Source organism: Bacillus sp. EB106-02-03-XG38, assembly GCF_058792175.1.
Window position 1 is genome coordinate 12,887 of sequence record NZ_JBYTED010000012.1, and the last position, 23,335, is coordinate 36,221.

A 23,335-nucleotide genomic window follows, 5' to 3' on the forward strand; every position below is an offset into this window, starting at 1 on the left:
TGTATTTAATTAATTTGAGTAAACGCTTGGTTTTAATACTCCTACATAAGGAAGATTACGGTACTGCTCTTTATAATCTAATCCATACCCTACAACAAATTCATGCGGTACAGTAAATCCAACATAATCCGCTTTCAAATCTACCTTACGGCCTGTTGGTTTATCTAATAACGTAACAATTTTTACAGACTTCGCTTTACGATATTTAAATAGGTCTACTAAGTAGCTTAGCGTAAGACCACTATCAATAATATCCTCAACGATTAAAATATCGCGACCTTCTACAGAAGTATCAAGGTCTTTTAAAATTTTCACTTCGCCTGTTGAAACAGTTGAGTGACCGTAACTAGATACAGCCATAAAATCCATTTCAAGATATGTATCTGTTCTCTTTAATAAATCTGCCATGAATGGCATTGCACCCTTTAGTACACCGATTGCAAGAGGTACTGTGTTTTTATAATCCTCTGCAATAACCGCGCCTAATTCGAGCACCTTTTCTTGTATTTGTTCTTCAGAAATTAATACTTTTTCGATATCTTGATTCATCATTTCATTATCCTCCCGGAAGACTCCTTGCTTTTGTAGTGAATAATCATATATTTATCCTTCTTTGCTGTCTCTTTCGAGATGGCAAATGCAGATCGCTTCAACAAGGGTAACCAAATAATATTCCCACTTGCATCACAAACGACCGGCCATTCTTCTCTTTTTTCTCTTGGTACTTTTGCTTCGATAAAAATAGTTTTTATCTTTTTCGTGCCATTCATACCTTGTATTGACATGCGATCTCCATTTTCTCTAGAACGAATACGAAGTGGATATGATATATCATTATACTTAGCAACAAAAACTGTTTCATTCATGTTACTTGGTATATCTTCGCTCACCTCTGTTACAAGTTTATCCCCGTTCGATAGCATAATTGTCCCGGGCACTGATAAATCTTGTAAAAAAGGAGAAACAATTTCTTGTTTAAATTCAAAGCTACACTCCTCGTATGCACGGACAATTTTTAAATCACCTGGGAAATCAAGTGAACCCGAAGGTTGTGTCCGCTTAAAAAACTCAATCACTTTGTCAATATGTATAGAGGAAAGAGAAGATGGAATCTTATATTCATAAAGATAGTTTAATATTAGTTGAATCCCTCTTCTTTGTAAAGGCATAGACATGGATTCAAAGGCAGGAATTGATAAGCTAATTTGTTTATCACTTTTTTTTGTAATTACTTTATTCATTTTCTCAAATGCTAATTCCTGCAAATACGCCTCATCCTCTTGCATCTGCATGCTAAATTTTTGGAATTTCTCATGCACCTGTGAATTTTCTTCTTTCAAATGAGGGAGAACATATTTACGTAATCGATTCCTTGTATATACTTCCTTTTTATTACTTGGATCTATACGTGGAATTACTTTCAGCTTATGACAGTAATCAACAATTTCTTCCTTCGTTACTCCAAGTAACGGCCTAATTAAATACCCATTATGAAAAGGACGCTTCACTGCAATTCCTGCATATCCTTTCGGAGTACTCCCTCGTACAAGGCGCATTAAAATCGTCTCTACTTGATCATCACCATGATGTCCAAGGGCTACATATCTCGCATCATATTTCTTCATTATTCTTTCCAAAAATGCATATCTGCATTCTCTAGCAGCAACCTGTGCATTCATCCCGTATTGCTGTTGATATTGCGACACATTAATCCTTATTGTTTCGCAAATAACTCCCAGTCCTTTACAAAGTTCCTGCACAAACTGTAGGTCCTCATGAGATTCGTCACCTCTAAACATATGATCCACATGTGCCACTACAATTTTAAACTGTTTTGCTGCTCTTTTTTCTAACAAATAATATAAAAGAGCCAAAGAGTCAGGACCACCAGAAACCCCTACAACAATTGTTGAACGTTCCTTTAATACATCATGCTGCTTTACAAAGTCATCTACCTTCTCAACAAATGTATCTTTCAACTTCGTAATCACCTTTCATTAAACAAGAACAGCAACGTTAGTTACCTTGTTTATAATGGTACAACTTTTACAAACATTGTGCAAAAAAAAGATATACAAAAATTGCATTTTTATCTTACATCATCCGTACATATTCAAAAAAATAATAACATTATCTTTTAAAACAAAAAACCTAGGCATTCACCTAGGTTTTTTGAAAGAAATATCACACTTAAAATTTCACCTTATTGCGCCTGCATTCCTACAATTGGAATCGTAGCCCACTTCGGCATATTTTTCTTCACTTTCGCCACAACAATAGTCATATCATCATTTATATAACCATCACAAGAGCGAATCACTTCTTCCATAATGATATCAGCAATTTCTTGTGGGTCTTCAGTTTGTAACTCTTTAATTTTCCGCTTCATCCATAGTTCATGATTTTCCACGTGTTGCGCTCCCTCAAAAATCCCATCGCTCATCATAATAAGAATATCGCCCGTTTTTAATTGCTCACCCACTACATCAACTTCAACATCCTCAATAATTCCCATCGGCAAGTTACTTGCTTCAATTTTCAAAATATTATTTGCGCGTTTAACAAAACTCGGCGTCGATCCAATCTTTAAAAACTTCGCACTCGCATCCCGTAAATCTACCATAGCTAAATCTAACGTTGTAAACATCTCTTCTGTTGTTCTTAAAGAAAGAATAGAGTTGATAGACTTAATCGCTATTTCCTCATCAATGCCTGATTGAAGTATTTTTTGTAATAATTTCACCGTTTCTTTACTCTCCATATGAGCTCTTTGCCCATTTCCCATACCATCACTAATAGCAAGGGCATATTTACCGACACTTAAATCCATCATCGCATAAGAATCACCCGAAACAAACCCACCGCCCTTTGCAGCTGTGGCTAGGCCCGTATCAAGAGAATACGTTTTCGCTGAACCAAATGATATTAAGCTATGGCCATTTGGATAAGAAGATTTTTCTTCATGTTTAACAACAATATTTTCCTTTAGAATATCAGAAAGCATCGGTGCGACTAACTTTTCACACTCTCCATGTTCATTAGATGCAACTGGAATCAACATTTCAATATCAATACTTCCTCTATCTAAACAATAAATATCCACGTGCTCTACTTCTACACCAAAATCACGAAACGCTTGCAGAATCTGTTCTTCCTGTACTTGATGATTTTCTCGTTCTCTTTGTATCTCCTTAGCAAAATCCTCCATAACTTTTGATACACCTAGCAATTGCTCTGCTACTATTCTACGATTTTCTTTCATTTGTTTTCGTAATTTTTGTCCCTCATAAAAGTGATCTAATTCACCTGCTACTAAATCCGTCACTTTCTTCCCTCTCACACAATGCTTGTCCCATTCACGAACTAACTTCCTATTATGCTGCAGAGTTCCTTCTTCCGTTTCGCTCATTATTTGTTTCATATAATCGTACGTTTTGTCGAAATTAACTACCCAGCATTGGTCCTTCTTAAAGCAGGTTTGACATGTTTTTGCGGTAATTGTACTTAAGAACAAATCTGCCTCCGTCTCTTTATCTTCCTCCTCCACATAGCCATATACAGAAAAGCTATTAGATAAAGCAGCAAATACATTGGCAAATTGGTTGATTTTATTCGCTGTAACATCACGCATTCTTCTTAAATACTGTTGTTGATCTTGCGAATGTTCCTGTGTGCCTGGCATAAATTTAGCAATACGATCCATAACAAGTTTCGGTGTTAATAAGAAGAAAGCAATTGCTACACCAGATTCAATTAAAGTTGTCACGATGTTTGTTTGCTTGTCTACATATAGCGTAATCAAGCTCGTCCCAATTAATAAACCTAAACTAACACCTAAACGCTTCCCTTCTTTTAGCAAACCACCAAGCAGCCCAGAAAAAGCAAGTAGACTAAGTTGAGACAAACTGGAGACATTCGCTAAACTTAATATTAATCCAGTGACGACCCCCACTGTAGATCCTGTAGCAGCCCCCGCTATAAATGCAAACACGAGCACTAAATATCTAGTAAAAATATGTTGAATAGAAGCTTCATATACGAACCAATCTGTTGTACCTGTTAAAACAGATGCTAGTAATATAATTAAACAAACGATTTCTTCCGTCTCTAATGCTTGTTGTTTCCCTTTTCTTTCTACTAAAAGCGGGACACTTTGTAAAAATATCATAGTTAATACGAAGCTAAGCCCTGCCTCAATCGTACTAACGAGTAAATCGTACATGGTGACAGTTTGTTGTGCAAAATATACAACAACTAAATGTGCGGTTAATGCGGAGATAAATACTTGGAATGGAACAAGTCCAACAGTTTTACGTGTAAACCGACTAAAGAAGATATTATAAATGAAGAAAGTAAAAATAGACGCAAAGGTAAAGAATAAATTATCTATCGAAACTGAAAGTGCGCCCCCCATTAAAGCCAAGAACGCGAGCGGCATTTTATCCCGCTTCATAACATAAACAGCAGCAAAAAACGGTAGTGCAAACGGTAAAATGTTTGTTAATATATATGCTCGTCCCAAAAGAAAACCAATAACAACAATAATAAATCCCCATCTAAAGAAAACTTGCTCAAACTTCATTCGCAACTTACTCGTCCACTTTACTCCTCCAAGCTGACCTTCATTCATTGCCAATGCACTTGTATTCATAGTATTCCTTCCTGCTTTAGGCATATTTTTAACACCACCTGCATAGTTTAATTACTGTCATTATAAAAGATGATTATTGGGATTTTTGTCAAAACAACAGTTTTCACTTTTATAATCGTTCGACTTTTTATTCGAAATAACTCTACATATATACACAGTATGTAATTTATTTTTAATATTTTAATCGAACATTCAGAAAATATAGGGTGATTTTGTAGAAGTGTTGTATGTCTTAATTTATTTAACAAAAAAAGATCATGCAAATTTGCATGATCTTTTTAGGATGACCCGTACGGGATTCGAACCCGTGTTACCGCCGTGAAAGGGCGGTGTCTTAACCACTTGACCAACGGGCCGTTAAATTAAATATAGCGGCGGAGGGGATCGAACCCCCGACCTCACGGGTATGAACCGTACGCTCTAGCCAGCTGAGCTACACCGCCATGTCGTCTTATTTAACGGACAATTAGTATCTTACCTCAGATACAATTTAAAGTCAACACATCTTGAAAAGTTTTTTAAAATATATTTTCACATATAAAAAAGTACCCCGAGCAATCACCCTGGGTACCTCTCTATATGCTAAGAATTAAACATTGTTATTATCCGCGACGTGCGCCACGGCCACCACGTTTAGATTCAGTGTTACGCTTTAAAGAAGTTAAACGATCTTCGCTATCCTTTAAGAAACGAGCCATCTTTTGTTCGAATGTTTCTTTTGGAGCACGGTCGTTACCGCCACCACGGTTATCTCTGTTGAAAGAACGATTACGTTGTGGACGTCCAGAACGTTGTTGATCGCCACCGCGTTGGTATTCACCACGTGGGCGATCTCCTTCTGTTTTTTCACGCTCTTTCGCTTTTTTAATAGATAGACCGATCTTGCCATCTTTTTCAACGTTAATAACTTTTACTTCTACTTGGTCGCCCACTTTTAAGTGATCGTTAATATCTTTCACATAATTATCAGCAACTTCACTAATATGAACAAGACCCGTTAAGCCTTCTGGCAGCTCCACAAAAGCCCCAAAATTTGTAATACCTGTTACTTTACCCTGTAACTTGCTGCCTACCTCGATTGACATAAAAAAAATGCTCCTCCTTAGTGGTTAAAAAGTCAAATTTTACTTTATTATATATAATCCTAAAATATAGTGTCAATAAGACATACTCTACTTAGAAACAGGAAAAATTATCTCCCCTTTTCCAGAGAAGAAATAATCCCTTCTAGCAATCTTTAATACGTACTCTTCATCATTTAACTTTTGAACTTCGTCTTTTAGACTCTTTTCTTTATTCGTTAATGAATCCAGTTCTTTTTTCATGTCCTTAACTTTTGCTTCTTTTGCTTTAATGGAACTGTTTTGTTGATAAAACGTTACACTAATACTCGCAATAATTGTAAAAGCAAAGACAAGAAAAACCGCTAAACGGCGATAAAGTCGCTTCCTGTTCTCATCCGTTTGTATTATATGCTCTTTAACAGGATTTGGACTCTGTTTTTCGATTGTTCTTTGTCTCAGTTCCCTCATTTCCGAGGTCCCCCTAACTTCTTTTTTATACGCTCCCATAATTGGAAGATATGTCCCTTCAATTTTGCTATATATTGCAGGAACCCTACATGTTTCATTATAAAAAGTTTAACACGATTAGGGAGAAGTTTCCATATGAGCGAAGCAATAAATCGAACAGGCCAGAAAAAAACTTTCCATATGAAAAGTAATATCCAAATCACCATTTTCCATAACACATGTCCAATTGAAAGCAGTATACGAAATAAGAATAATATAAATGCAATAAATAGCTGCGCTATAATAATAACAGGTTTTATCATGAGTAGCTTTATAATTTGAACAAAAAAGTGTGTTGTTTGTACAAAAATATAGATGAGAAAATTTAACAGTCTCATATATAGTGCTTTCAATAAGCTTTGATATGCCGCAAAACCACATAATAATGCCAAAAACACATATATACGTAGTTCAGCTTCATTTACAAGAAGCAATACGTAAAAAACGAATAATGCTTGGACAATCCAAAATAGTATATCATGTATAAATACAAGCCAACGTTTACGTTCCTGACGTTTTAAAAATCGTTGGTATGTATCTAAAGACGCTCCAATCCAAGCACCCATTCCGATCATTGAGAGCATCGTATACAACTGAATTGTTAAACTCATTTAAACAACTTACTAAAGAATCCTTTAGTTTTCTCCCCTTGATTCTCATCAATATACAGCATCTCATGAACTTTCCCTTTAATCGACACAACACCTTTTTCTACATCTAAATTTTTCATTTGCAAATTTTGACCACGAATTGTTAAAAAGCCCATTACGGTCTCAAGTAAAAACTCTTCGCTATCAAAACTCTCTACCTGCTTTACACCGGTAATATCAATTACACGCCTGCCACGCATAATAATATCATGCTCTACAGAAACATTTTGTTGATTAGAAGACATAGGTGAGTAGCCATTATGCACGTAAATCCCCCCATACATTTATACTAGCTAATAGTAATGTATGAAGGGATAATCGATTTTAGAACAAGCCTTCTTCGGCCTTTACTTTTTCTTCGCGAACTAAGCTATACATATTTGCTGCATCTTCTTTTTTAGTTGTTTCTTTCAATTCGTTTATTTTTACAGTTACTATTTTTTGACCGAAACGAATTGTTAATTCATCAGCTACTTTCACATCAGAACTCGCTTTTGCCACTTGACCATTAATGGATATTCTTCCTTGATCAGCTACTTCTTTTGCTAATGTTCTTCTTTTAATTAAACGTGATACTTTTAAAAACTTATCTAGACGCATATTAAATCCCCCTATTAACGCTCTGTTTGTTTTGCCTCTTCCCATAAAACATCCAACTGCTCTAATGATAAATCTTGCATCTCTTTATTCATTTCAGCTACCTTTGCTTCCATGTATAAGAAACGACCGACGAATTTCTCATTCGTTGAATGTAACGCCTCTTCTGGATCTATTTTATAATGACGAGCGATATTAACAAACGCAAATAGTAAATCACCAAATTCACTTAACATCTTCGCCTCATCCATGTTTGTAACTTCTTGTTGGAATTCTTGCCATTCTTCTAAAGCTTTTTCTATCATCGGTTGTACATCAACCCAATCAAAACCAACCTTGCTAGCTTTTTTCTGGATTTCATAAGCACGTAGTAACTGTGGCAAACTTTTTGGAATTCCATCTAAAACAGATTCTTTCACGAATCCTTTTTCTTGTTTTTTAATTTCTTCCCAATTGGCAATTACTTCATCGGCATTATCTACATCTGTATTCCCAAATACATGCGGGTGGCGACGAACCATTTTCTCAGATAAAGTTCGAATGATGTCGTCTATAGAGAACCAACCTTCATCTTCTCCGATTTGGGCATGCAGCATAACTTGTAATAATACATCACCCAGTTCTTCTACTAAGTGATCATCATCCTCTTCATCAATTGCTTCCAATACTTCATAAGCTTCCTCAATTAAATACTTCTTTAAAGATTGATGTGTTTGCTTTTTATCCCACGGGCAACCATTCGGTCCGCGAAGGTCTGCAATAATTTCTCTAAGCACATCAAACTGTTGATACAAGGACGTACGTTCCTGAACTGGTGGTACATACACACTCGTTAAGTTATTCAACTCCGTTTCATGATCTAACATGTACAACGGTACCTTTTTAACTTGTTCAAATGAAGTTCCCGCAGCTGTTACGATATACACTTCATAATCATCTGGTAGCATCTCCATTAATGTTAATTTCACATCAGATGCAACGAATGCGTCATATACTTGGCAAAAGATTAAATGTTGACGTAATTCTAATTGTCCTCTTTCAAATGATGTGGCGTCAATTAATTGAAATCCTTCAATCGGATCAATCTTTAGACTGGCAAACATAGGATCAAGGAAACTTTGTCCACCTTCAATTCGCACCTCAATATTCGCTACTTCACCTTTTTCCAACAGTAGCTGAACCGTTCTTTCTGCTACAAGGGGATGCCCTGGAACAGCATAGATGATTTCTGTGCCTTTAGCTTTTTCTATCAATGTATTCGCAATTGTTTCATATACAATTTCAAATGTATCATGCGCTTCATATACATTGTCAAAGGCAGTATATTGTATACCTTCTTTCTCCAACTCTTCTATAACGGGATGTTCCTTCGTTCTAACAAACATGTGATCTGCTTCTTTTATTTTTCGATATACACCCATCGTTAACTGATCTAATTCACCAGCACCTAATCCTAAAATAGTAATGATTCCACTCACAACCTGCCACCTCTATCCACTCTTCTTCAATGAACTTTCTTTTTTCTCTTTTTTCATAACGGTTCCTATTTCCACTTTTGTAAATACACGTAATTTTAAAATTAAAAACATATATGCTAATCCGCCGATAGCTACACCTAACAACGCCTCAAGTGTCGCGATTCCTCTATGTTCTGTATCAATTACTAACCCAGACATTTGCAATACACGCATAAACATTATTAATACAAATCCCATACCGATACCACTAATAACTACACCTAACATATTACGCTTATCGATAAGTGATTCGGATACAGCTCGCATAAGTAACGCACTATTTAGAATAGAAATTACAATTAACGCAACTAGCGTTGCAATTGCAGCTCCCTTCACACCAAAATACGGCATTAATATATAATTTAAAGCTAACTTTAAACAACCCCCAAATATAACGAATATTGCTGGTTTTAACGTTTGTCCTAACCCTTGCAAAATAGAAGCAGTTGTAATCGACAATGAACTAAATAAAATAGATAAAGATAAAATGGATAAAACATCTGACCCATCACTATTTTCAAACAGCATAATATTCGTAGGTTGAATAATACAAGTTAATCCAATGGCTGCTGCAAATCCAATAACAAATGTTATTTTCATTGCTAACTTTACCTTTTCTTGAATAAAGGTAAGATCTCCTCTTTCCTTCGCCGCTGTAATAATTGGAATAAGCGACAACGAGAAAGAAGTTGTCACGACAGTACCTAATTGCATAAGTGGGATACTTCTGTCATACACACCTTTTAGCACCTTTGCGTTTTCAGCTTGCTCTCCTGCACCAATGAGTAACGAATAGAAAGAAACTGAATCAGCCATTTGTATAAAAATAAGTACTAAGTTACTAATACAAATCGCCAATCCCTGCCAAAACAGGATTTTAATGATTTTCTTTTTCCCTCTAATTCTTTTTACACTTTTAAAGAATATAGAACGAAAATCATGACGCATATAAAGTACAAGTACGATAATCCCAATCAGCCCGCCTGCAATTGAACCTAACATAGCACCTGCACCAACTGTATATAAATCAAATCCGTGAGCAATTAGGAATAAGGATAAAAATACAATAATAGAAACGCGAATCGTTTGTTCTATTACTTGCGAAACAGCCGTAGGCATCATATTATTGAACCCTTGAAAATATCCTCTTGCTACAGATAAAAACGGCATCAATAGGAATGAAAAGGAAATAACACGCAATAGCTTATCTAAATATATATCACCCATAGCTGTTGCAATTGCTTCGGCACCAAAGAACAATATAAAGAATCCTATGAAACCAATCCCTAATAAAAACCAAAAAGATACACAAATAATTTCTTCTGCTTCTTGCTTTTCCCCTCGTTCTAATCGTTCCGCAACCATTTTTGAAATTATAATGGGGAACCCATAAGTAGCTAAAATTAAACAAAATCCATAAAACGGATATATTTGTTGATAAATATAAAAACCAATGTCACCCGCTATATTTTGATATGGAATACGGTAAAAGGCGCTTAATACCTTTGTAACAAAACTTGCTATTGTTAATATAATAGCCCCACGCCAAAAGGCTTGATACTTCTTCGATTCCATACAAGAAAACTCCTTTTTCTATTCTCACCCCTCGTATTATATCATAAAGAAAAGGACAAGCTTCCTTACCTACAGGAGTAATCATACGTTCGTGCACGCTAGAAATGTTCAACGAAAAAAGGTAGCAAAGCGCTACCTTCATTCAATATACATATATCTCCAAATAATTGATTTCTCAAGAAGAAATATCATAATTAGGAAAGATTGCTACTTCTAAAATTATAAACCCTTACTGTTCCATTTGTTTCGCTAAGAAACTTGCAGCAGTATTAACTGCTTTATGCTCAATTTCACTTATAATAGCTTCTTTCGAAAAGATAATAACAGCTCCAATTGGATCTCCATTTGCAACAATCGGTCCAACTGTATAAGAATGAACCTTTTCTGTTACACCATCGATAATGGAAATTTCACTTTCATCCGTCATAATAACGGACTTTCTTTCTTCCATCGTTTTTTCAATTAGATCGCCAACGCTTTTATTTAAGTATTCTTTTTTTGATACACCTGATACTGCGATAATAGAATCTCGATCGCATACAAGTACATTATGTCCTAAGCTATCATATAAAGCATCTGCATATTCTTTTGCAAAATCACCTAATTCGCTAATTGGAGAGTATTTCTTTAAAATTACTTCTCCATCGCGATCAACAAATATTTCTAGTGGGTCCCCTTCTCGAATACGTAAAGTTCTACGAATTTCCTTCGGGATTACTACCCTACCTAAATCATCAATTCGACGTACGATTCCAGTTGCTTTCATTCTAATGCTGCCTCACTTTCTACTGATGATCAAAGTGGTGAATTTACCTGTTCATGTAAAAATCACCAACTGTTAGACATAGTATTTTACACATTAGTTCTTCTATGCACGTCGAATTGTATTTTTTTATCTAATATTAGGCATTTATGACTTCTTTTTTTACTTCTGGCAAGCCTTTTAATAAATTTTCAGCAATTGTTAACCACTTCGATGTCTCTAAGCCATTTGTTTTCATGACGATTTTCAATTGTGATCCTTCCATTCCTAGACCAATCATACGTCCAAAACTATTTCCGAGCATAAATAATTTTCCGCCATCAATATTTTGACTCGCTTGTTCTGAGAATAGAATAGTTACTTCAAATTTATTTTGCTTAATTAATTCAATTTGTTCTTTCATTGCCAATACTTTAATATTTGCAATTTGCAATAAGTAACCAACTTCTTGTGGGTAATCACCAAATCTATCTATCATCTCTTCCTGCAACTCTTCAATATCCTCAATTGCAGAAACACCTCTAAATTGTTTATACATCATAATTTTTTGTTTACTATCTGAAATATAAGCATCAGGTAAATATGCATCGACTTCTAAATCAATTTCAACATTAACGGTATTTTCAACTCCGTCTGTTCCTCTACGTTGTTCAATTGCATCTTTCAACATTTGAGAATACAAATCAAATCCGACAGAATCAATAAATCCATGTTGTTCGGCCCCTAATAAGTTACCTGCACCACGAATGGATAAGTCTCGCATTGCAATTTTGAAACCTGATCCAAGCTCTGTGAACTCTTTAATGGCTTGCAGACGCTTCTCCGCAACTTCCGATAACACTTTATCTCGTTTGTATGCAAAGTATGCATACGCAACACGGTTAGAACGTCCAACACGTCCACGAAGCTGATACAACTGCGATAATCCCATACGGTCTGCATCAAATACAATTAATGTATTTACATTCGGAATATCTACACCCGTCTCAATAATCGTTGTACTTACAAGAACATCATGCTGCCCTTCTAAAAACGATAGCATAACAGACTCTAATTCACTCTCATTCATTTTCCCATGCGCATACGTTACACGCGCGTCTGGAACTAACATCGAAATTTCATCTGCTTTTCGTTCGATGTCCTCTACACGATTGTATAGGAAGTAAATTTGACCACCTCTTGCAAGCTCTCGTTCTATCGCTTCTCGTATTAATGCTGGATTATACTCTACTACATACGTTTGAACTGGGAAACGATTTTCCGGCGGTGTCTCAATAACAGATAAATCACGCACACCAAGCATAGACATATGGAGCGTACGTGGAATCGGGGTTGCCGTTAATGTTAATACGTCAACATTCGCTTTTAATTGTTTAATTTTTTCTTTATGCGTTACACCAAATCTTTGTTCTTCATCAATAATAAGAAGACCTAAATCTTTATAAGTAACATCTTTAGATAAAATACGATGCGTTCCGATTACAATATCTACCGTGCCATCTTTTAAGCCCTTAATCGTTTCATTTTGCTGTTTTCTCGTACGGAATCTACTTAACAATCCTATATTGATTGGATAATCTTGAAAACGCTCTCGAATTGTTTCATAGTGTTGTTGTGCAAGGATCGTTGTCGGCACTAAAATTGCAACTTGTTTTTCATCCATAATTGCCTTAAATGCCGCACGAATAGCCACTTCCGTTTTTCCATATCCTACATCACCACAAAGAAGCCTATCCATTGGACGTCCGCGTTCCATATCCTTTTTAATCTCTTCAATAGAACGTAATTGATCCTCTGTCTCTTGATACGGGAAAGAAGACTCAAATTCTTGTTGTTCTGCCGTATCTGGCGTATATGCATAACCCTTTGAAGCTTCGCGCTCGGCATATAGTTTAATTAGGTCATCGGCAATATCTTGTACAGATTTTTCAACCTTCGTTTTGACTTTCTTCCAATCATTTCCGCCCAGTTTATAAACTTTCGGATCCTTTCCTTCAGATCCTACATATTTTTGCACTTGATCAATTTGTTCAATTGGAACGTATAACTTATCATTGCCTTGGTATTTAATATTTAAATAATCTTTATGAACACCATTAATCTCTAATGTCTCGATACCTAAAAATTTACCTATACCATGATTTACATGGACTACATAATCCCCAACTTTTAATTCAGAATAACTTTTAATGCGTTCAGCATTAGATAACTTTTGCTTGCGTTGTGATTTTTTAACTTTCTTATGAAAAAGCTCTTTTTCAGTAATAACAACAAGTTTTTGCATCGGCATTTCAAATCCTGCATGTAAATCACCTACAGCAATTTGTAACCTTCCAGGCAATAATATATCTGTGCCCTCTACAATATCCGCCTCAATATCATAATCACTTAAAATATGTTGTAGTTTTTTTACACGTTCATCATCTGTGCCGAGCACAACCGTCGTAAAATGCCCTTCGTTCCATCTATCAATTTCAGTTTTCAACAACTGCATCTGTCCATGGAAATCTTGCATCGTTTTACATGTTACATTCACAATATTTTGCGGATGTGTATGTGCTATATGACGTAAGAATAACGTTAAATATACAAAGCTTCTTTTTTTATGATGAAGAAATTCTTCAAACGAATGGGAGAAGGATAGATCTTGAATAATCGTTCCCTCACCAAGAAGTGATATATACCATTCCGCTTCTTCCGTTTCAAGATGTGATGCTGTTTCTTGAATACGGGAAATCTCATCTAAAATTACAACACCATCTTCTGGTAAATAATCTATCAGACTAGCAGGTTCGTTATAGAAAATAGATAAATATTTAAACATCTGTTCTATACTTTGCCCGTTTTTCAACATCTCAATTTCATGACTTACCGTTTCAAGCACTGTAGTCTTCAATTTATCATCGGAAAGTTTTTGCATCGTCTTAGTCAAGCCTTCCTCAAGACGCTTAACTCCCGACTTTAATTCTTCCTGTGAAAATAAAAACTCCGTTGCTGGACCAAATCTAACACTTTCTTTTTTATCTTGAGAGCGCTGTTCATCCACATCGAATAATCGAATAGAATCGACTTCCGTGTCGAAGAATTCAATACGAACTGGTAACTCTTCAGTTAGTGGATAAATATCTAATATCCCCCCGCGCAAACTAAATTCCCCAGGAGCTTCTACCATCGACTTACGCTCATAGCCAATATGGTGTAAAGTATGCAAGAATGTATCTAAATCAATCTCTTGCCCTAGACTGATTTCGATTTGCCTTTGCTTCCACAATTCTTTCATTGGTAAAAATCTGCGTAACCCCGCAACTGGTGCTACAATAATCCCATTCTCTCCTGCAGCTAAACGATTTAATACTTCAATGCGTTGTGCCTTCAATTCTGGGCTTGCAACACCAAGTTCTGATGCTATCAATTCATTTACTGGGTATAGCCACACATCTTTTTCACCAAGTAACGCCACTAAATCTTCATGTACTTTTTGTGCTTGATATAAATTATGCGTCACAATAAGTTGTGATTTTTTTGTTTTTTTATATAAGGCCGCCATTAATAACGAACGAGAAGAGGTTGCCATACCTGATACAAGTTGTTCTTTTAAACCATCTTCTAATCCATTAATAACCGATTGGATCTCTTCATTTTTATAAAACTGCTCTAATAAACCTATCATTTTCAAAACCCCTCTCAACATAAAGAGCAAGCCACTATATTTTATGCAAATATTTCGGAAAAAGAAAACAGAAAAATGCTTTGGACATGCCAAAGCGACAACATTTTATTGCAGAAATTTTTCATATTCATAATACTCAGGATAAGATGCGAGCGTTTCTTGACACGATTCACAAATCGTTTGTATATATATATTTCCATTCTCATGAAAATGAATCATCTCTACTACTTCTTGCTCTGTTAGTTGAAATAAAACGTCGCTATACACTTTTTCTGCAGTAACGGAGCCTACATTGCTCCCGCAATGTCTGCAATAATAATACCCTTCCATACTAGCCTCCTAAAAATCCAATTACTGCTAGTATGGGTAAAAATAAAGCAAAATATTCTCAATCATATCCTTAACTATTGAAAGTATTCATAATTTGAAGAAAAGGTTTATTTAACCATTCTTCACATGCATCCGCTGCTTTTTCAATAGAATGATTAACATCAGGAATTTCTTCTGATGTAAAACGTCCTAATACATAATCCACTACCTTCATTCCATTTTTCGGACGATCAATTCCCATGCGGATACGTTGAAACTCTTGTGTTCCTAAATGTGAAATTGTTGATTTCACACCATTATGTCCACCAGCACTACCTTTCATACGAAGGCGTAATTTACCTACTGGGATGTCTAAATCATCGTACAGAACAACGAAGTCCTCTACATCAATTTTGTAGTAATCCATAAGTGGACGAATGCTTTCCCCAGATAAATTCATATATGTAAGTGGCTTTAATAAGATTACTTTTTCCCCATTAACAAACCCTGCACCAAATACTCCTTTAAATTTTTGTTCGTTTAAAGAAATATTCCAACGCTTTGCAAGTTCATCAATTGCCATAAATCCAATATTATGCCTTGTTAATTCATATTCTCTACCCGGGTTCCCAAGTCCTACTATCAATTTCATTCTTGTACCACTACTTTCTTTTTTCGATACGAAAAGACGTAACCAATCTTGGTTACGTCTCATTCTATCCAATTAATTGAATAATACACTTACAGATTCTTCTTCGTATACACGAATGATTGCTTCTCCGATTAGTGGAGCAACTGAAAGTTCATGTACTTTGTCGATCTTCTTCTCTTCTGGTAATACGATAGAGTTCGTTACAACTAACTCTTTAATATTTGAATTTTGGATACGCTCAATTGCTGGACCAGATAATACTGGGTGTGTACAGCAAGCATATACTTCAGAAGCACCGTTCTCAACAAGAGCGTTTGCTGCTAATGTAATTGTACCAGCTGTATCAATGATGTCATCAATTAAAATTGCTGTTTTACCTTCAATATTACCGATAATATTCATTACCTCTGATACGTTTGGACGAGGACGACGCTTATCGATAATAGCGATTGGTGCTTTCAGGCGATCTGCCATTTTTCTAGCACGAGTTACTCCACCGTGATCAGGTGACACGATTACGATATCTTTAAGACCTTTTGTTTCAAAGTAATCTGAAAGAATCGGTACACCCATTAGGTGGTCGATTGGGATATCAAAGAACCCTTGAATTTGTGGAGCATGTAAATCTAGAGTGATTACACGAGTTGCACCTGCTGTTTCAAGCAAGTTTGCTACAAGTTTCGATGTAATTGGTTCACGAGAACGCGCTTTACGGTCTTGACGCGCATAACCATAGTAAGGAATAACAATATTAATTGTTTTTGCAGATGCACGTTTTAATGCATCGATCATAATAAGTAATTCCATGATATGTTCGTTTACTGGGAAGCTTGTAGATTGAATAATGAATACATCGCAACCACGGATACTTTCTTCAATGTTAATTTGAACTTCTCCATCACTAAAACGATCAACAGAACATTTTCCTAGTCCTACTCCAATGTGCTTTGCAATTTGCTCAGCAAGTTCCTTATTAGAGTTTAAAGAGAATACTTTCAAATTAGAATTTAGATATTGAGTCGACATCTAGATTAACCCTCCACATTATGATTTTTTCTTATTCAGCAATTGATCAACATAGTCTTCTTTGTTAACTTGACGTGCACGTGCTACAGATAATGCTTTTGATGGAACATTCTCTGTAATTGTAGAGCCTGCTGCCACATAAGCACCATCTTCAACTGTTACAGGAGCAACAAGGTTTGAATTACATCCAATAAATACCCCGTTACCAATCACAGTTTTGAATTTATTCTTACCGTCATAGTTCACCGTAATTGAACCACAACCAAGATTCACGTCTTCTCCAACTTGCGCATCCCCGATATAACTTAAGTGTGAAGCTTTACTTCTATTACCAAATACAGTTTTTTTGATTTCCACGAAGTTTCCAACGCGTACTTCATCTCCAATAACTGAATCTGGGCGAATATGTGCAAATGGACCAACCGATACTTCTGTACCAAGTTTACTATCATGTACAGTAGATTGACGAATTGTCGTACGATCTCCAATTTCACTATCGCGAATTACTGTATGCGGTCCAATTTCACAATCAGAACCAATTACAGTGTTTCCCTCAATAATTGTTCCTGGATGAAGAACTGTATCACTACCGATAATTGCATCAGCAGAAATATACGTGTTACTTGGATCGATAATTGTAACACCATTTACCATGTTCTTTCGGTTGATACGGTTTTTCATAATAATTTCCGCTTGCGATAGAGCGACTCTGTCGTTAACACCTAACGTTTCATCGAAGTGCTCTGTTTGATAAGCCGATACAATATGACCTTCATTTTTTAAAATCTCAATAACATCTGGCAGGTAATATTCACCTTGTACGTTATCATTTGAAACTTTAGAAAGTGAAGCGAATAAAGCTTTATTATCAAAACAATACGTACCTGTATTGATTTCTTTAATAGCTAATTCTTTCTCATTTGCATCCTTATGCTCAACAATCTTTTCAACATGACCATTCTCATTACGAACGATACGACCATATCCAGCAGGTTCTTCTATGTAAGCTGTTAGCACCGTTGCCATTGCCCCTGCTTCTTTATGTTGCTGAAGCAATGCTTCCATCGTTTCAGCAGTTATTAGCGGCGTATCGCCACAAATAACTAAAGTTGTTCCTTCTTCATTTGCAAGTACACTTGCAGCTTGATCTACAGCATGTGCTGTACCAAGTTGTTCTGCTTGTAATGCAAACTCACTTACGTTCCCTAGCTGTTCTTGTACCATTTCAGCACCATGTCCTACGACTGTTACAAGTTTCTGCAATCCTAATTGAGATACTTGATCGACAACATGTTGTACCATAGGTTTTCCACATACAGGATGAAGCACTTTGTATAGCTTAGACTTCATACGTGTGCCTTTACCTGCAGCTAGAATCACTGCAAATCTGTTTGACATATAGACCCTCCATCGCAACCTATTTATCCATTAACGATATTATCCTAAATCATCATATATTTCAAGAAACACATTTTAACTATTAAATTTTACCATAATTCTTATAAGATGTTTTACTCTTTAGTATCTTTTTTAAGAAATAAGCTATACTATTTAAAATCATTTTGAAAAAATTAGAAGTTTCCCCTTTTCTTTTGTTTATTTTAGAATTTTCTAAATTAAACATATGTATAAACACAAAAAACAAACCCCTGTAAATGCTTACAGGAGTTTGTTGCAAAATTATAGGGCTTTCTCTAAAAAGCCCTTTTCATTCGAATTTTACGAAGCACCCGCTTCTTCAAACTCAACCTCTTCTAACTCGCCTAAACGATGATACTCTGTTAAAACCGCATCTTGAATTTTAGAGCGTGTACCAGAATTAATTGGATGTGCAATGTCACGGAACTCTCCATCTGGAGTACGTTTACTTGGCATTGCTACAAATAATCCATTATTACCATCAATTACACGAATATCATGAACAACAAATTCATGGTCTAGAGTAATAGAGGCAATTGCTCTCATGCGGCCTTCTGTGTTTACGCGGCGTAATCTTACGTCAGTCACTTCCATCTTGTGTTCACCACCCTTTTCTAAATAAGCGATATATTTGTATAAATTCCACAAAATTTCTATTTTCCCTTTAATTTTTTAAAAATTTTTAAGATAAAAATTTTTAATGTAATTGAATATAGAGATTTGCGGAGGTTATCGCTTACAAAGAATTACTTAACTAGGGCAATTACCTCAATTTCAACTGAAACATCTTTCGGTAATTTTGCTACTTGTACACAAGAACGAGCTGGCTTATGAGCAGAGAAATAAGAGCCATATACTTCATTAACAGCATTAAAATCATCCATATCTTTTAAGAATACTGTTGTTTTTACTACTGTATCAAATGAAGCACCCGCTTCTTCTAATACTGCTTGTAAGTTTTGAAATACTTGCTCTGTTTGTACTGTTACATCTCCTGCTACAAGCTCTCCACCTGCAGTTAACGGAATTTGTCCTGAGCTGTAGAACATATTATTTACAATAATCCCTTGTGAATATGGTCCAATTGCTTGTGGTGCATTGTTTGTTTGAACAACTTTCATATCTGTCACCCTTTTATTATTTATTTTTACTCTTTAAAAATAGTGCACGAAAAGCAGTTTGTCCATCTATTTTATAATTTATAAATAGAATAAAAAAAAGATAAAGCTATTTGCTTTACCTTTTTACTCAGCCTCTACAAGCCCTTCATCAAATGGTGCCAGTGAATAATTTCCCTTTTCCACTTGAATCGCTTTTTCTTTCACATCAACTTCTGATAAACGAATTAATGATACAAAGTTATTAATTAGTCTTTCTTCAATATCTGTGGACTCTACTAATACACCAATACCAACAACATTAGCTTTAAACTCTTCTAACATACTCATCATACCTTGAATGGTTCCGCCAGCTTTCATGAAGTCATCAATAATTAAAACATTTGATCCTTCTGGAAGGCTACGCTTCGCTAGCGTCATTGTTTGAATGCGCTTAGAAGAACCTGATACATAGTTAATACTAACAGTTGGACCTTCTGTTACCTTATTGTCTTTCCTTGCAATTACTACCGGTACATCTAAGTAATTCGCCACTGCATAAGCAAGTGGAATTCCCTTTGTTGCCACCGTCATAACTGCATCAATTGGTTGCCTAGCAAAAACAGAAGCAAACAAACGACCTGCGCCATTAATATGACGAGGATTACTTAAAAGATCTGTCATATATAAGTAACCACCAGGCAAAATACGATCTGGATTCTCAAATAAGCTACAAAGCTCACCAATAATTAGATCTGCCTCTTCCTCACTTATATACGGTATATATTTCACTCCTCCTGCTGCTCCTGGTATCGTTTGCAATGTGCCGACCCCTTGTTGTTCAAACGTTTGCTTAATAATAACTAAATCTTCACTAATAGAAGACTTAGCTGATTGATACCTTTCAGCAAAAAAAGTGAGAGAAACTAGCTGACGAGGGTTTTGTAACAAGTAATACGTCATATCGACTAATCTTGTACTTCGTCTAATTTTCATACTCTCACCTCAAATCACGAATATTCTAAACAAATCATAACGTATTATACGTCTTTATTCAAGCGTTTCTCGCTCTCCCAATAAACGTACTGCGTATACTTGTTCACAAAATCCTTTTAATCCGTTATATATACGATGCATTCGCGAATCATGGTGCACAAGACCAAATACAGTTGGACCACTTCCACTCATTAAAACAGCATCCGCCCCAAATCGCTTCATCTGTGCCTTAATACGTGCAACTTCAGGATGCATCGCAAACGTTACATCTTCTAAAACGTTACCAACAGTATCACAAATCCCTTTGTAATCCCCGGCATTTATGACATCAACCATTTTATCTACATCCGGATGTGTAACTCGATTTAATTTTAAATTCCCATACACATCAGCAGTAGATACACCAATATGGGGTTTTGCTAAAATAACCCAACAAGAAGGTGGAGTTTTTATGTGCTCAATTTGTTCTCCTCTTCCAGTGGCAATTGCTGTCCCACCATATACGCAAAACGATACATCTGATCCAATTTCTGCGCCAAGCTCTGCTACTTGATCAATTGTAAGCCCTAAATTCCATAATTTATTAAGGCCACGTAATGTCGCTGCTGCATCACTACTTCCACCTGCTAATCCAGCTGCTACTGGAATCGTTTTTTCAATAGTAATAGATACGCCTTTTTTCACATTAAACTTCTCTTTTAATAATCTCGCTGCTTGATAAGCTAAATTTCTTTGGTCGTCTGGGACATACCGATTATGGGATAAAATTTCAATACGGTCTTCTGCTAATTCCATTAGTTCTAAACGATCCGCTAAATCAATTGTTGTCATAATCATTTTCACTTCATGATATCCGTCTTGTCTTTTTCCCAGTACATCTAACGACAGATTAATCTTTGCTGGTGCTTTCACTAGTAGCTTCAATCTATTCACCCACTCTATGTACTCAATCTTTTATCGTTTATTTTACCATAAATTTATAGTAAGACGATGACACTTCCCTAATTATAACGAAAAGCATTCAGAATGAAACTACTTATGTAAAATGATGGCACCTTTTATAGTACAAAAAGCCGAGGAATCACTCCTCGGCTACCGTAGCATAGAAAGTATCTTACAACTACTGGTTTTGTTTCATTAATTGCTGTTCTGCAATTTCTATAGCACGTTTCACCATGTTACCAGCATCTTTCGCACGAATTCCGCCCCAGCCTTCTTTCTGAACAACATCATAAAAGCCTAGCTCTTTTGCAAGCTCTTCTTTAAATTGATTTGACATGACACCTCTTCGTCTACTCAATGCAGAGTCCCTCCTTATTTTGCTACGGTATAATTAGTATGCAAAATAATATAGCTTTTCATTTGTGGGAATATATGTAACGATACATGAATTATAAAATCACTTCATTATGAGGGTCACCATAAAATGTTAATTCTACTGTCTCTGTTAAAACATCCGCATAGCTATACGATACACGTTGCAACGCGTCTTCTTGCTGATCCAGTTGTACAACAAAAACAGAACGATACGTTTCTGCAAGTACACCTGATTGTTCTACCGTTTTTCTTCTCCCACTGTTTGCCTTTAACATCAGTCTCTGTCCAAGATGGTGATCTAATTCGCTTTTAATTTCATCTAAACGTTTTGACATATACTTCGTTACACCTCGCTGTAATTTAGATTGAACACTTAAAACACGATATATCTATCCCAATTATTAACCGCAACTCACAGACAATATCATTATAAAAGCATTATGCGTTCGAATAGATAGAAGAAATACTATATTGTAAAAGTATCATTATGTAGTTTGTGCGTTCTTGTCTCTTTTTATCCAAGCTGATTTAAATCCTTTCCACATAAAAAAGCAAGATACATATGCACCTTGCTTATTCTTCATAATGTTGAAAGGGTAATCCGGTTCGTAAAATGCCTCTCGTCTCAATGCCACCAAGTCCCTTTTCGCCAGTAATCGTATTACGTACAACGTCCCATACATTGACTCTCTCCATAAATGAAGTAAAACTAATTTTACCAACCACATATACAGGATCTAGTGCGTGAATATTAATTCTAGATGGGGAACTAGCAAAATTAGCACCAGCTCGAATTAACGCTTCAAAGTGTGATTGACATGCCCCAGCAAAAATAACGAGTTGATCTAGTGATGGATATTTTTTTCGCACTTCTCGAACAGCCTGTACAAAATGCCTTGAATGCCTATATGCCGCTAAATCTCCCTTTACTCCTTTTGCTTTTGTATATGCATCGTGCCCTGTGATTACTAAGATGTCCGGACGAAAATGGTCTATTAAATCTACTACCTTTTCATGCATCTCTGTTTCTTTACAATGAATACCTTGTACAGGAACACCAATTTTATTATATAAGTCTAGACACTTGCGCAAATATAATGGGTCTCCATCTATATGCAATACACGTCCCGGCATTTGAAAATAATTCACCTCACTTGTATATCCACCAGTTGAGGTGTGTTCATGCCTTTGTTTCATTAATACATAATCTTGTTGAAACAAACGATACGTGCGCTCCATTGTTTCTTTCTCACGCTTTGCTCTCTTTTTGTGTTCTCGTTGATCTATACTAATTAAATCTTCAAGTGGCGCATCTGCCACCAATCTAATTTCTTCACCAAACAATATAGCTATCTCGCCTTTTATTTCTATAATACGAAAAAGGATATCCCTATTATGAGAATATCGTTCCACTAATTCTCCAACATGTAAAGCCATTCTCCTACCTCCAAACTCGTTAGGCCATCTTACCTGTTTTTAAAGTATGAATGTAGGAGGGGAAAGGTGACAAAAGGGACAGTTCAAG

At 35.8% G+C, this 23,335-nt stretch carries 23 protein-coding genes and 2 tRNA genes; all 25 read right to left on the minus strand.

Annotation, left to right across the window (positions count from 1 at the left end; translation table 11 throughout):
- Window positions 1–9 precede the first annotated feature (9 nt).
- The 25 genes from hpt to yabG all read right to left on the minus strand — a co-directional run bounded on the left by hpt (window position 10) and on the right by yabG (window position 23,247).
- The gene (gene hpt / locus AC3WTI_RS27885; RefSeq protein ID WP_000981839.1) at window positions 10–552 is read right to left on the minus strand and encodes a hypoxanthine phosphoribosyltransferase; all 543 of its coding nucleotides are present in this window, start codon (window positions 550–552) and stop codon (window positions 10–12) included.
- The gene (gene tilS / locus AC3WTI_RS27890; protein WP_144651144.1) at window positions 549–1,979 is read right to left on the minus strand and encodes a tRNA lysidine(34) synthetase TilS; all 1,431 of its coding nucleotides are present in this window, start codon (window positions 1,977–1,979) and stop codon (window positions 549–551) included. Before tilS ends, hpt begins: the two co-directional genes overlap by 4 nt.
- 224 nt (window positions 1,980–2,203) lie before the next feature.
- Window positions 2,204–4,675, minus strand: a complete 2,472-nt coding sequence (gene spoIIE, locus AC3WTI_RS27895) for a stage II sporulation protein E (RefSeq protein WP_253621462.1) — start codon at window positions 4,673–4,675, stop codon at window positions 2,204–2,206.
- 260 nt (window positions 4,676–4,935) lie between these two features.
- A tRNA-Glu gene (locus AC3WTI_RS27900) sits at window positions 4,936–5,007 on the minus strand.
- Window positions 5,008–5,020: 13 nt separating this feature from the next.
- Window positions 5,021–5,094 (minus strand) — tRNA-Met (locus tag AC3WTI_RS27905).
- Between the two features lie 159 nt (window positions 5,095–5,253).
- A complete protein-coding gene (locus AC3WTI_RS27910; RefSeq protein ID WP_000021452.1) occupies window positions 5,254–5,736 on the minus strand; it encodes a S1 domain-containing RNA-binding protein in 483 nt (160 codons plus the stop codon).
- Between the two features lie 87 nt (window positions 5,737–5,823).
- Complete coding sequence (divIC, locus tag AC3WTI_RS27915; protein WP_001208736.1) at window positions 5,824–6,183, minus strand: cell division protein DivIC; 360 nt, start codon at window positions 6,181–6,183, stop codon at window positions 5,824–5,826.
- Complete coding sequence (gene yabQ / locus AC3WTI_RS27920) at window positions 6,180–6,833, minus strand: spore cortex biosynthesis protein YabQ (RefSeq protein WP_078419795.1); 654 nt, start codon at window positions 6,831–6,833, stop codon at window positions 6,180–6,182. Before yabQ ends, divIC begins: the two co-directional genes overlap by 4 nt.
- Window positions 6,830–7,138, minus strand: a complete 309-nt coding sequence (gene yabP / locus AC3WTI_RS27925) for a sporulation protein YabP (protein WP_492304479.1) — start codon at window positions 7,136–7,138, stop codon at window positions 6,830–6,832. Before yabP ends, yabQ begins: the two co-directional genes overlap by 4 nt.
- 58 nt (window positions 7,139–7,196) lie before the next feature.
- Window positions 7,197–7,472 carry an RNA-binding S4 domain-containing protein gene (locus AC3WTI_RS27930; RefSeq protein ID WP_001234876.1) on the minus strand — a complete coding sequence of 92 codons (276 nt, stop codon included), beginning with the start codon at window positions 7,470–7,472 and terminating at the stop codon, window positions 7,197–7,199.
- A gap of 14 nt (window positions 7,473–7,486) precedes the next feature.
- Window positions 7,487–8,947, minus strand: coding sequence for a bifunctional methyltransferase/pyrophosphohydrolase YabN (gene yabN, locus AC3WTI_RS27935; protein WP_087959050.1), 1,461 nt, complete (start codon window positions 8,945–8,947; stop codon window positions 7,487–7,489).
- A 12-nt stretch (window positions 8,948–8,959) separates the two neighbouring features.
- Window positions 8,960–10,561 (minus strand): putative polysaccharide biosynthesis protein, encoded by a 1,602-nt coding sequence (locus AC3WTI_RS27940; protein WP_097842064.1) that lies wholly within the window; start codon window positions 10,559–10,561, stop codon window positions 8,960–8,962.
- Window positions 10,562–10,790: 229 nt separating this feature from the next.
- Window positions 10,791–11,327: a stage V sporulation protein T gene (gene spoVT / locus AC3WTI_RS27945; RefSeq protein WP_048526393.1), complete on the minus strand. Its 537-nt coding sequence runs from the start codon at window positions 11,325–11,327 to the stop codon at window positions 10,791–10,793.
- A gap of 136 nt (window positions 11,328–11,463) precedes the next feature.
- Window positions 11,464–14,994, minus strand: a complete 3,531-nt coding sequence (mfd, locus tag AC3WTI_RS27950; protein WP_098904037.1) for a transcription-repair coupling factor — start codon at window positions 14,992–14,994, stop codon at window positions 11,464–11,466.
- A gap of 105 nt (window positions 14,995–15,099) precedes the next feature.
- A complete protein-coding gene (locus AC3WTI_RS27955; protein ID WP_000399442.1) occupies window positions 15,100–15,324 on the minus strand; it encodes an anti-sigma-F factor Fin in 225 nt (74 codons plus the stop codon).
- Between the two features lie 70 nt (window positions 15,325–15,394).
- Entirely contained in the window at window positions 15,395–15,955 is a 561-nt protein-coding gene (pth, locus tag AC3WTI_RS27960; RefSeq protein ID WP_001979768.1) for an aminoacyl-tRNA hydrolase, read from the minus strand.
- A gap of 72 nt (window positions 15,956–16,027) precedes the next feature.
- Window positions 16,028–16,981, minus strand: coding sequence for a ribose-phosphate diphosphokinase (locus AC3WTI_RS27965; RefSeq protein WP_000107420.1), 954 nt, complete (start codon window positions 16,979–16,981; stop codon window positions 16,028–16,030).
- Between the two features lie 18 nt (window positions 16,982–16,999).
- Window positions 17,000–18,379, minus strand: a complete 1,380-nt coding sequence (gene glmU / locus AC3WTI_RS27970) for a bifunctional UDP-N-acetylglucosamine diphosphorylase/glucosamine-1-phosphate N-acetyltransferase GlmU (RefSeq protein WP_000071036.1) — start codon at window positions 18,377–18,379, stop codon at window positions 17,000–17,002.
- 321 nt (window positions 18,380–18,700) lie between these two features.
- Window positions 18,701–18,994 (minus strand): septation regulator SpoVG, encoded by a 294-nt coding sequence (gene spoVG, locus AC3WTI_RS27975; RefSeq protein WP_000454041.1) that lies wholly within the window; start codon window positions 18,992–18,994, stop codon window positions 18,701–18,703.
- Between the two features lie 152 nt (window positions 18,995–19,146).
- Window positions 19,147–19,521, minus strand: a complete 375-nt coding sequence (locus AC3WTI_RS27980; protein WP_048526389.1) for a RidA family protein — start codon at window positions 19,519–19,521, stop codon at window positions 19,147–19,149.
- A gap of 123 nt (window positions 19,522–19,644) precedes the next feature.
- The gene (gene purR, locus AC3WTI_RS27985) at window positions 19,645–20,493 is read right to left on the minus strand and encodes a pur operon repressor (protein WP_000702473.1); all 849 of its coding nucleotides are present in this window, start codon (window positions 20,491–20,493) and stop codon (window positions 19,645–19,647) included.
- Between the two features lie 54 nt (window positions 20,494–20,547).
- Entirely contained in the window at window positions 20,548–21,417 is an 870-nt protein-coding gene (ispE, locus tag AC3WTI_RS27990; RefSeq protein WP_492304480.1) for a 4-(cytidine 5'-diphospho)-2-C-methyl-D-erythritol kinase, read from the minus strand.
- Between the two features lie 196 nt (window positions 21,418–21,613).
- Window positions 21,614–21,793 (minus strand): acid-soluble spore protein SspF, encoded by a 180-nt coding sequence (gene sspF, locus AC3WTI_RS27995; protein WP_001985066.1) that lies wholly within the window; start codon window positions 21,791–21,793, stop codon window positions 21,614–21,616.
- A 91-nt stretch (window positions 21,794–21,884) separates the two neighbouring features.
- Window positions 21,885–22,145 carry a biofilm formation stimulator Veg gene (gene veg, locus AC3WTI_RS28000; RefSeq protein WP_000044347.1) on the minus strand — a complete coding sequence of 87 codons (261 nt, stop codon included), beginning with the start codon at window positions 22,143–22,145 and terminating at the stop codon, window positions 21,885–21,887.
- Between the two features lie 238 nt (window positions 22,146–22,383).
- Window positions 22,384–23,247: a sporulation peptidase YabG gene (gene yabG, locus AC3WTI_RS28005; RefSeq protein ID WP_048526387.1), complete on the minus strand. Its 864-nt coding sequence runs from the start codon at window positions 23,245–23,247 to the stop codon at window positions 22,384–22,386.
- Between the last annotated feature and the right edge of the window lie 88 nt (window positions 23,248–23,335).